General features: G+C 57.9%; 9 protein-coding genes. 5 read left to right on the top strand and 4 right to left on the bottom strand.

Annotation, left to right across the window (positions count from 1 at the left end; translation table 11 throughout):
• Positions 1–135 precede the first annotated feature (135 nt).
• The 3 genes from Q7U39_17715 to Q7U39_17705 form a co-directional block, all read right to left on the bottom strand.
• Positions 136–1,008, bottom strand: a complete 873-nt coding sequence (locus Q7U39_17715) for a DHHA1 domain-containing protein (protein MDO9119799.1) — start codon at positions 1,006–1,008, stop codon at positions 136–138.
• Positions 1,009–1,077: 69 nt separating this feature from the next.
• Positions 1,078–2,121 carry a TIGR00730 family Rossman fold protein gene (locus Q7U39_17710; GenBank protein MDO9119798.1) on the bottom strand — a complete coding sequence of 348 codons (1,044 nt, stop codon included), beginning with the start codon at positions 2,119–2,121 and terminating at the stop codon, positions 1,078–1,080.
• Between the two features lie 104 nt (positions 2,122–2,225).
• Positions 2,226–2,933, bottom strand: coding sequence for a CBS domain-containing protein (locus Q7U39_17705; protein ID MDO9119797.1), 708 nt, complete (start codon positions 2,931–2,933; stop codon positions 2,226–2,228).
• A gap of 242 nt (positions 2,934–3,175) precedes the next feature.
• Between Q7U39_17705 and Q7U39_17700 the strand changes: the two genes are divergently transcribed.
• The 5 genes from Q7U39_17700 to dinB all read left to right on the top strand — a co-directional run bounded on the left by Q7U39_17700 (position 3,176) and on the right by dinB (position 8,534).
• Complete coding sequence (locus Q7U39_17700; GenBank protein ID MDO9119796.1) at positions 3,176–4,675, top strand: DUF692 family protein; 1,500 nt, start codon at positions 3,176–3,178, stop codon at positions 4,673–4,675.
• Positions 4,672–5,856 (top strand): tRNA-dihydrouridine synthase, encoded by a 1,185-nt coding sequence (locus tag Q7U39_17695; GenBank protein MDO9119795.1) that lies wholly within the window; start codon positions 4,672–4,674, stop codon positions 5,854–5,856. The genes Q7U39_17700 and Q7U39_17695 overlap by 4 nt, the downstream gene beginning before the upstream one ends.
• On the top strand, positions 5,847–6,482 hold the full coding sequence (locus Q7U39_17690) for a Maf family protein (protein MDO9119794.1): 636 nt from the start codon (positions 5,847–5,849) through the stop codon (positions 6,480–6,482). The genes Q7U39_17695 and Q7U39_17690 overlap by 10 nt, the downstream gene beginning before the upstream one ends.
• Before the next feature lie 65 nt (positions 6,483–6,547).
• Positions 6,548–7,210 carry a hypothetical protein gene (locus Q7U39_17685; protein MDO9119793.1) on the top strand — a complete coding sequence of 221 codons (663 nt, stop codon included), beginning with the start codon at positions 6,548–6,550 and terminating at the stop codon, positions 7,208–7,210.
• A 244-nt stretch (positions 7,211–7,454) separates the two neighbouring features.
• Positions 7,455–8,534, top strand: a complete 1,080-nt coding sequence (gene dinB / locus Q7U39_17680; protein ID MDO9119792.1) for a DNA polymerase IV — start codon at positions 7,455–7,457, stop codon at positions 8,532–8,534.
• 44 nt (positions 8,535–8,578) lie between these two features.
• Here the strand turns inward: dinB and Q7U39_17675 are convergent, their stop codons facing one another.
• Entirely contained in the window at positions 8,579–10,309 is a 1,731-nt protein-coding gene (locus tag Q7U39_17675; GenBank protein MDO9119791.1) for an ABC transporter ATP-binding protein, read from the bottom strand.
• Positions 10,310–10,404 lie beyond the last annotated feature (95 nt).

Here is a 10,404-nt window from a genome sequence, read left to right as displayed (position 1 = left end):
CGCCCACTGCGCCAGTTGCTGGCGTTCGGGATCAGTCAGCTGCAGGGACGGGGCAATGCGCATAGGCCAGTCCTCCTCTTGGGGAGGAGTATACCCGTACGGTATAATAAGTAAAGCTATTTATGTATCACTACACTAGGGCGTTCGGCGACGATCAATGATGGGACGGGGCAGATCCGGGTTTGAGGGGAGCGTTCCATCGGCATTCAGAGGCACAGAAAATCCGGCTGCGTGGGTATGGCCCCCGCCGCCAAAAGAAGCCGCAATGCTTCCCACATCGGTGCTGTCTTCACGGGACCGCATACTGAAGTAGCGACGGTTATCCCGGTCGTGCCAGATCAGGCAGAACGGATGGTCCGGCGAGAGGCGTTCCCCGATCTGACTAGTGAGGATGGCGCTCTGGACGGACGGGATAACGGCGCCTTGAAACTCGACCATCACGGCCTGAGCGGCGAGCTTCCCGACGAGTTCCTGTTCGTATCGAAGGATCGCCGTCCCCTCTTGTTCCAATTCTGGCTGGCTGAATCGATTCCATCGTTGGAAGTCGAATGGATAGGATGCAATGGCGGCGTTGATTTCTCGGCTGCCCGGTAACGCCCAATTCCAGAGATCCTTGTCTTGGATATATTGCAGCAGCCAAGGAGCCGAAGTGCCGTGCGCCCATTCCCATCCCAAGACCGCGCCTGACTTCTTCATGTCAAAATAGGCATAGGGAAGGCCGGCGAGAGATTGTTCGGCGGTGATGTGGTGATCGAGGATCAACAGGTTTTTTGTTTCAGCGGCCATCGTTTCGAGAATCGGGCGTGAGTAGCTGAAGTCGACGATCACGACGTGCTGGTCTTTGATATCTGCGGGAGGAGGATTCCCGTGCTTGACGGGAATAAATCGCGCCGCGGGATATTGTTTCCAAATGGCCCAGGCTGCGCCAAATCCATCCGCACAGTCTGCATGATACAGGACGGCGCTTGGGGGAGTACTGAACTGGCGGCTGCGTGGCGAATCACTCATAGTAATTCGCCACAATACCATGCGTACGGGGGTGGACTAAAGGGGCGGTTAAATCGCCTGTCGTACTCGTCAAAGACTATTCACATAATCGATGAGCTGGCGAAGTCGTCCGGCGCTCCGACGGTTGAAAGGGAAGACCAGCCGAGGGAGCTTCGCAAGAGCGGGTTCGTCGAGTTCCTCTTCAAGAGCCGCCCGCAGTTCAAACTGCCCTTCGGAAAGTAGATCGCTGAACTGCGTCTGGATCTGTTCGAGATGTTTTTCGGAAATGGGGGAGTTTAGCCGCATTGCCATCAGTCGCCCGACGAATCGGATGGAATGGTACCGGCGATAGAATTTCGCGATTTCTTCCACGGCGGCTTCCGCGGAGTTCACAATCTTAAACAGGCTAAGGTCTTCCTCATTGATCAGCCGTCGTTTCAGGAGTTGTTTTACGATGAACGCGGACCAGTCGTCCCAATAATCGCAGCCGGGTGCCTGGAGGCAGACAATTGGCTGCGGGTCGCTCTTGCCGGTTTGCGCCAGCGTCATGATTTCAAAGCCTTCGTCGTGGGTGCCGAAGCCTCCCGGGAACAGGGCGATGGCACTCGCTTCCTTTTGGAACATCAGTTTGCGGGTGAAAAAATACTTGAACGTAATGAGCTTGGGATCATTGGCGATGGTCGAATTCGCGCCTTGCTCGAAGGGGAGCATGATGTTGACCCCGAAACTGTTTTCACGCCCGGCACCTTCCTGTGAGGCACGCATGATCCCGTCTGCGCCGCCCGTAATGACCATGTAGCCGGCTTTCACCACTTGTTCTGCAAACTGGTGGGCCAACTGATAGTTGGGGTCATCGGAGGGCGTGCGCGCGGAGCCAAAGATGCTGACCTTCCGCCGATCGCGGTAGCCGTTGAACACGGCAAAAGCATGGCGCAGTTCCTTGACCGCGCGATTGATGATCTTCAGATCTAAGAGGTCCAGATGCGAGTCATGCAGCTTTAAAAAGCCGGTCAGGAGCTCCTTCATCAGTGCTGCCTGAAGATCGTCTTCAGGGCTATCCAGGAGAGCGCGAATTTGGGTCAGAATCTCATCGTTGGAAAGTATCGTGCGTGGGCGGTTTTGCGTGGATTTCATAGGGGAGTCCATAAATAGCCTGTGAGGGTGAGCAAGAATGATTCAGGAAAATTTTACCAGCCGCGGTTCTCGCGGTCAAAGAAGATCGCAACTTGTGTTACGTCTTACGATAGATCGGTTGATTTAGGCGAATTCTGAAGAACCCAGGCCTTGATGCGGGACTGATCGGCCGGAGAGAGCCCGGTGAATTGGACCTCGACACTCGGGCTTCCCACCGTTCCGGTTCTTCCGGACTCGTAAACCGGGTCATAGTCCTCAAGGATAGTTCCGGTCACGGTCAGGGGGGCAGTCAGATCAGGAAGGGCGAACCTGAGGAACACGCGTGTGCCGGGTAACAAGAGAGTGGCGGTCTGGACCATGGCGCCTACATGGCTGAGCTGGACGATAATGGCCTGATGTTGGGCGCCTGGTGAGTTGGAATCCATGACGCCAATCGTCGCGGGGACGCGAGTATGACAGCGTTTGGGGGATAGGACGAGATCCCGTGCGGTCAAGACTCCGACCGGTTGTTCCTGTTTGGTGACGATGAGAATAGGGGCGCCCGAAGACATCATCAGTGTCGTGGCCTCATCCGCCGCGCGGTCGTATTCAATAAAATGCACCGGGTGAGACATGATCGCTCGAACTTCGATATCGTCCGGGGCGAGGCCCAGAGCGACCACTTTCTTTACAATGTCTGAAGGCGTCATCAAGCCGAAGTGCAGATCCGTGTCTTTCACCAGCAGGCAGGGCATCTGTTCGCGTTCCAAGAGAGTGGCCGCTTCAGTCACGGAAATGTCACCGGGAATTTGAACGACACCTGGAGTCATCATGTGTGCGACCACTGTTAGTTTGGGGTTCGGTGTTTTCTGTTGTTGATTGTTTGGGCTTACCATCGCATCGCCAGGGTGTTCAGGGTGACCGGCGCATGTCCTGGCTGCAGCGGTGTATGGGAAGTATAGCAGACGGATCCGAGTTCCCCCGTCTCCGCCAACGCCTTGTCATACAACAGTTTATCGGCATACACTGAACGACACTGGTGCGGGGAATGTTGCTGGAGTGAAAGGGCGGACGGATGACCCTGTCGCGTGATGTGTGTCATGATTTTCAAGACCGAGTGGCCCGGATCCCGGTTCATGGGTTAGGGCTGTCGGTTGATGTCTATTCGCCAGACCTTCTTAGCTTGCTCGCCGACCTGACGCGTCGTCAAGTCCTTCCGATGTACTTGGAGGTATTTCATGCGACCTCCAGTGCGCTGGCCGCTGTTCGTGATCAGACTGATGTGCCGCTTCCCTACCATGGAGAAGGCCTCTGGGTGACGCAACCGGGAGCTGAGTCTGATCCGTTGTTTCAAGGCGAAGCGCGGGTGCTCGCGTCCCAGCTCGCTCTGCTTCGGAGCGCCTGGTCGAATCATGAATGTGCGACGAAGCATATTGCCGGCTACTCGTTCGGGACCTATCTCCCTCCGCTCTATACTGCGTCGAGTGCCGACGTGGTGGCCAAGAACATCAACATGGTCCAGGCGATTTTTGATCAACGAGCCGCGTTGCCGGACGGCGGCTCTCCGCTCTTTCTGCTGGAGATGCCGCCGCTGACGTTCTTTGTCGCCGGGACCCTTTCGATTCCGGCCTACTTTCGCCGCGTTACCGACCAAGCCGCCTGCGGGCTGGTGCTGGATATCGGACATCTATGGACCGTCTATCGGTACTCTGGAGCCTGGCGGGCTCAGTCTCTCGCGCAATTCGTGGACGAATTCCTGCGCGAGTTTCCGGTCGAGCGGGTCGTGGAGATCCATGTCGCAGGGCTCGCCGTGCATGAATCTCTGGTCAGCAAGGACGATGTTGTGCATTGTGAGGATCCGAATCTCCTCCCGCGATGGACGGATGCCCATGCTGCGCCGATTCCCCCAGTGTTGTTCGAGATGTTGGATCAGATTCTTCGGTGCGGTCGATTGGAACATTTGCGAGGGATGGCGCTTGAAGTTGATACGAAGACCAGCGATCTTATTGCCGACGAGTTGGCATGGTTTTTAGAGCGATATAGGAATGTATTTCATCAAGCTATCCCGCGAGGCTTAGTCGCATGTGCGCCTTCTCCTTCGCCAGTTCCAGCACAATTCATTACAGAACCCGACTCAGTTTCGAAGAGTGAGTCTCTGGCCGAGGCCTATGACCAGTATGCGCAGGTGGTGTCGAGTCGCGCAGAGCCGGTTGGGCCGAACTGGAAGGCGCCAATGGCCTGTGCAGAGGAGCTCGACTGGTATCGAGCAAAATATCTGCCCTACGAAATTCTTCACTGGGGCGGCGATATCGAAGCCATGTTTCCAGAGACTTGTCAGGAATTGGCCGGAAAGCAGATCGCTCTTGACGGCTTTGTGTTCTATTGGTTTCGCCTTCCGCATCCGGTGACGCGATCCTATGATTTCTTCGACGTAAAGATTGATCGGTTTGTGGAATTTGTGCGTGAACAGGCGTCGGATCTGACGCCGCTGGTACAACGGGAAGCGACCGAACTGCGCCAGGCCTATCAGGCTGCCAACGAAGGGCCACTGCAGTCGACGGGGGTACACCGATGAGCTTCTGGTCGACATTACCCTATCCGATTATGGGCCTCTCTCCGATGGACGGGGTGACGGATGCGACGTTCCGTCGAGTCATCGCTCAGCACGGCAGGCCTGATGTGACCTTTACCGAGTTCACGCACGTTCATGATGTCTGTCGGGGGCCGGAGTTTCTGCTGAACACGCTGATCTATAGTGAATTGGAACGGCCGGTCGTCGCACAGTTGTATGGCAAGGATCCGGCGTTGTTCTACCAGGCCACGCACGCAGCCTGTGAATTAGGATTCGATGGGATCGACATTAACATGGGCTGTCCGTCGAAGAATGTGGCGTCATCCGGTTCGGGCGCCGGTCTGATCAGGACGCCGGATGTCGCTCATGCGATCATGCAAGCCACCAGTCGTGCGATTCACGATTGGGCGAACGGACAGACGTTGGAGCAGGTCGGGTTTAAACCAGCCAGGATTGCGGCGATTCAGGCGATGAATGCCGGACGCCAGGGTGCAGCCCCGGTTCAGCGGCGCGTGTTGCCGCTGTCAGTAAAGACGCGGCTGGGTTATGACTCCGTGATTGTGGAAGACTGGGTTTCGCATCTGATTCAAGAAAAACCCGTCGCGATCACGCTGCACGGGCGCACTCTCCGGCAAATGTATCGTGGCGAGGCGGATTGGTCGGCGATCGCCAGGGCGGCCCAGCTCGTGAAAGGGACCGGGATTCTGCTATTGGGGAACGGCGATGTCCAAAACCTCGGTGAGGTGGTGAGTCGCGTGCGATCCACGCAAGTGGATGGGGTGCTTGTCGGGCGGGCTGTGCTGGGGGCGCCATGGTTTTTTCGCGCCAAAGAGCACGCCCGTGCGTTGACAAAGGCGGATGCGTCAGACGCGTCCATTCATGACCAGCCGATAGCGCTTGATGCGCGCTTCGCCCTGATGCTCGACCATGCGCGGCAGTTCCAGGCGATCTGCGGCCCGGGACAATTTCATCGCATGCGGAAGCACCTGGGCTGGTATTGCAAAGGCTTTCCGCATGCCGCGGCGTTGCGGGGGCAGATGTTTCGCGTGTCTTCTGCGGAGGATGTGGAGGCCATGATCGCCCGCTATCATGCCAATCAGATCGTCGATGGTCAGGTCACAGATGGAGTGTCCGGCGATGATCTGTCGAATGAGGCCCAGACTCTTGTGTCGCGATGCAGTTGATTCTCGCCTCAACCTCTCCTCGCCGCTGCGAACTCCTTGCGCTGCTCGGTATTCCATTCGAGATCATCGCTCCGAATTTTGAAGAAGTGCCTCAGCCAGGATGGAGCCCACGGCAACAGGTGGAACACTTTGCGCGTGAGAAGGCGCGGTCGATTGCGATTGCGCGAACGGCCTCTCTGGTCCTCGGCAGCGATACCGTGATTGAACTCGATGGGCAGATGTTGGGCAAGCCGGCGGATCTGGCCGATGCCCGCGCGATGCTGACGAGATTGGCGGGGCGGCCGCATGAGGTGCATACGGCCGTGGCCCTCTGTCGGCAGATCCCTCGGTATGAATCTGTTGCGATCGAGACTGCCACGGTGCAGATGAAAGGCTTTGACGAAGCCGCCATCGAGCGATACCTGGCGACGCAAGAGCCGATGGGAAAGGCCGGCGCCTATTCCATTCAGGGTATAGGCGGTGAGCTCATCGAGGCGATCTGTGGCGATTTTCTTGGCATTGTCGGGTTGCCCTTGCGGACCGTGGCGACCTTGCTGGCCGGCGCAGGTCTGCTTGCTCCGGTCGATGTCGATGCGCTGTATCGCGACAAGCCGTATCCGAACTGGGCACGGTTTGCGCACGATTGAAATGACCTGGCGCTTCCCCTACAATGCGCCAGTCTTTTCTTGGCTTTATCTTCAGGGAGGCGGTTATGCAGAGCAGAACCCATCGGCGTCAAGGAATGGTGGCGGTGTCGAGTCTCTTGGGAATTCTGGTGTTGGTCGGACCTCAGACGGCGTCGGCCATTGACGTGAAGCTGTCCGTGGACGACGCGCAGAAGGCTCTGGAGGCCGGCCGTATTCCGATGGACAAAGCCAATTCTCCTGAAGACGTCAAGAAGGTTCTGCAGCAAGCGTCCTTAGCCACCCGGGTCGGATCAGATCCAGAGAAAGACCCCTGCGGCGCCAGCGCCATTCTTCGCACCAAGCGGTTCCGGCTCGAAGCCTTTGGGCGGCAGGAAGCGGCGGAATCCAAGAAGCAGAAGAAAGAGATTCGCATGCCGGACGAGTTCATCAAGAAAGTCGTCGACATGCCGAACATGGAGCTGGAAGTGCAGCTCTGTGGCGACGATGAGTATTTTGCTGAAGGCGCGCAGGTGGCCTTTCAGCAGGGAAATAAGAATATCAAGCCGGTCGACGTGAGCCCTGCGGAAAAGGGCCGCAAGAACGACGGCCAGGGTCCGGCCTTCCGATCGCGATTTACCGCGCGCTTCGCCTACGATAGCTTCGATCCGAACGGGAAGACGAAAGTCATCGTGTTCTTCCCGGATGGCAAAACCAGCGAATTCGACGCGGATTTCTCCAAGGTCCGGTAAGGCCATTTCTGGCAGGGATTGGTTATCCCTTCACGCGTAGTGGCTTCCTGTCTCGCTCGGGTATGTTGTCGTGTGTAGGATTCCTCCTACGATCTGTGTTCGCCCGCCTGTGTCCTGCTTTCTCTCTCTGACCTTCTTGTCTGTGGCTGCGGAACATCTTTGGTGTTCGTGGCGAAAGAAGCCGTTACCTATCTGATGCCAGTCAGTGTTATACCGCTGGCTGCAGTCATGGAAATGGAATGGGATGATGCCAAGAATCATTGCGCACATCGACATGGATGCGTTCTATGCCGCGATTGAGGAGCGGGATACGCCGGCGTTTCGAGGGCGTCCTCTGGCGGTGGGGGCCGATCCGGCGCAGGGTCAGGGGCGCGGAGTCGTGTCGACGGCCAATTACCAAGCGCGCGAGTACGGGATTTATTCAGCCACGCCGATTTCCACAGCGTGGCGCCTCTCTGAAGCAGCGCGGCGAAAAGGGTTGCCCCCGGTCATCTTCGTCTCCGTCGATATGTGCAAGTACGCGAGGGTATCCGAAGCGGTGATGGCTATCGCTCGTCGCGCGATTCCTGTGCTTGAGCAGGCAAGCATCGATGAGGCGTATGGGGATCTATCCGGCACCGGCTCTTTCGAGGCTGCGGCGGAGTTATGCCGCTCGATCAAGGGAGCGATTCTCGCCGAAGAACGACTGACGGCATCGGTCGGGATCGGGCCTAATAAAATGATCGCGAAGATCGCGTCAGGTGTTCAGAAGCCGGATGGGTTTACGGTGGTCACTGAGGCTGAGGCGGAAGCGTTTCTTGCGCCGCTATCGGTTCGGGCGATTCCGGGAATCGGGCCGAAGACCGAATCGATGCTGGCCGCGCAGCAGATCCGTGTCGTCGCAGAGCTGAAACGGCTCAGCCTGGCTGACATGGACGCGCGGTTCGGGAAGCGGGGGCTGGAATGGTATGCCAAGATCCGCGCGCAAGATGACTCGCCGGTGGAGGAGCATGGCGAGCCGAAATCGATCAGTGAACAAGAGACCTTTGATGAGGATACGCTGGACTCACAGGTTCTCGTGGAGCGACTCTCCCAGTTACGTGACGGCGTGTTTACGCGACTGGCGCAGGAGGGATTCGACGCCTGTCGGACGGTCGCCATAATTGTGCGGTTTGCAGATTTCACCACGGTCACCAGGGCCCATACCTTTGCCGATCCGGTACAGGATGGGCCGGGGGTGCGTCGCGAACTGCTGAAGTTGCTGCTCCCGTTTCTCGATCGACGGGAGAATCCGCGACGTCAACGGATCCGGCTCTTAGGCGTGCGGGTGGAGAAGCTGCAGTAAGTAGCAGAGATGGCCGTGACGGGATAACGAGAAGCTGTTCGTGGCTAGGATGTCTGTTCGGCGAATCTGATGGTGTAGAGGTAGTGATAGAACCCTTTGCGCTCAAGGAGTTGGGCGTGGGTGCCTTCTTCCACGACTCGTCCCTTATCCAGGACAAGGATACGGTCCGCACGCTGAATCGTGGAGAGTCGATGCGCGACGACAAACGTCGTCCGTCCCTCCATCAGTCGTTCCAGCGCTTCCTGGACCAGCCGTTCTGATTCGGTGTCGAGCGATGAGGTGGCTTCATCGAGCAGCAGGACGCGCGGGTTTTTGAGAATTGCCCGGGCGATGGCAATACGCTGCCGTTGGCCGCCTGACAGGTTGATTCCCTTCTCGCCCACCACGGTCAGGTATTTGTCCGGGAAGGCCGAAATAAATTCGTGCGCGTGCGCAGCCTTGCTCGCCTCCTGCACCGCCGCCTCGCTCGCATCGGGGTTCCCATAACGAATGTTGTCGAGAATGGTCCCGCCGAAGAGGATGGTTTCTTGCGGGACGAGCGCGACCTGCCGGTACCAACTATCCACCGTGACCTCCTTCAGGTCGTGCCCGTCCACGGTGATGCGGCCTTCGATAGGGTCGTAGAAACGATGGAGCAGATTGATGACGGTGGTTTTGCCGGCTCCCGTCGGCCCGACAAAGGCGACGAGCTCGCCCGGTTGCGCTTCGAATGACAGATGCGACAACACTGGGGTGCGAGGGTCATAACTGAAGCTGACCTGCTCGGCGCGCACGTGGCCTTTCACTGCGGAGAGGACGTGCGCATTTGGGACATCTCGGATGTCTGCTTCGGCGTCGAGGATTTCAAATACACGCTGGGTGGCGCCCTGGGCCTCCTTGATTTGCGCAAACACTCGAGCCGCCGAACTGAAGGGCCCGATCAGGATGCCCGCGAAGAGGACGAAGGCGAAGAGATCGCCCGGTGTCACGGTGCCTTCAATGACTTGGGTGCCGCCGTACCACAAGACGGCCGCGGCAGCTGAAAATGTCAGCAGGCTGATGACGGGAACGAAGAGGGCCATGATGCCGGCTCGTTTGAGTGAGAGAGTCAAGCCTAGCTGGACCTGGGTCAAGAAACGGCCTTCTTCCCGCTTGGTTTGCACGAAGGACTTCACGATGCGGATACCCGAAATGACCTCTTCCAATAGGGTGCTGAGCGCGGCGGTTTGATCCTGGATCGAGGTCGAGAGGGACTTCAGCTTGCGGCCAAAAAATTTGGCGACGAGCACCAAGAGCGGAAGCAGGAGCAGGATGAGGAGGCACAGCCGCCAATTCATCGCCAGCAAGAATCCGATGCCGCCGATGAAGGTGACCAGCTGCTTGGCGGTGTCGATCGGTGTCTCGGTGACGATGGATTGAATGACGGTGACATCGTTCATCAGGCGGGAGAGCAATTCCCCCGTTCGCCTCTTCGCGAAGAAGCTGACCGCGAGGTTTTGGAGATGCGCAAAGAGATGGGTGCGGAAGTCGGCGACGACTCGCTGGGAGATCCAGGTGGTCAGGTAGCTGTGCCCCATCGAACAGAGGCCTTGCAGAAGGACCAGGCCGATGAACAGCCCGATCAATTCCGTCATGCGATCGCGATCGTGCTGGACGGTAATGACGTCCCAGAGTGTGCCGGCCAGGCGCAGCAAGGCGAGGTTGATGGCGGCCACTCCCATCACAAGGAGTCCCGCCACGATCATGCGCGACAGGTACGGGCGTACAAATGGAAGAAATCGTCTAAAGGGCGACATGTGTCCGGGAGTTTCGGTGTAAGAGCGGCACCCTATCCCCCTGTGCTGTCCCCATACTGATAGGGATCTGGGTCGACGGGATGCACCCGAGAGTG

Origin of the sequence: Nitrospira sp., assembly GCA_030653545.1 — a bacterium.
Classification (GTDB): domain Bacteria; phylum Nitrospirota; class Nitrospiria; order Nitrospirales; family Nitrospiraceae; genus Nitrospira_D.
The sequence above is the reverse complement of the archived record's forward strand: the minus strand, read 5'-3'. Positions and strand labels throughout refer to the sequence as shown.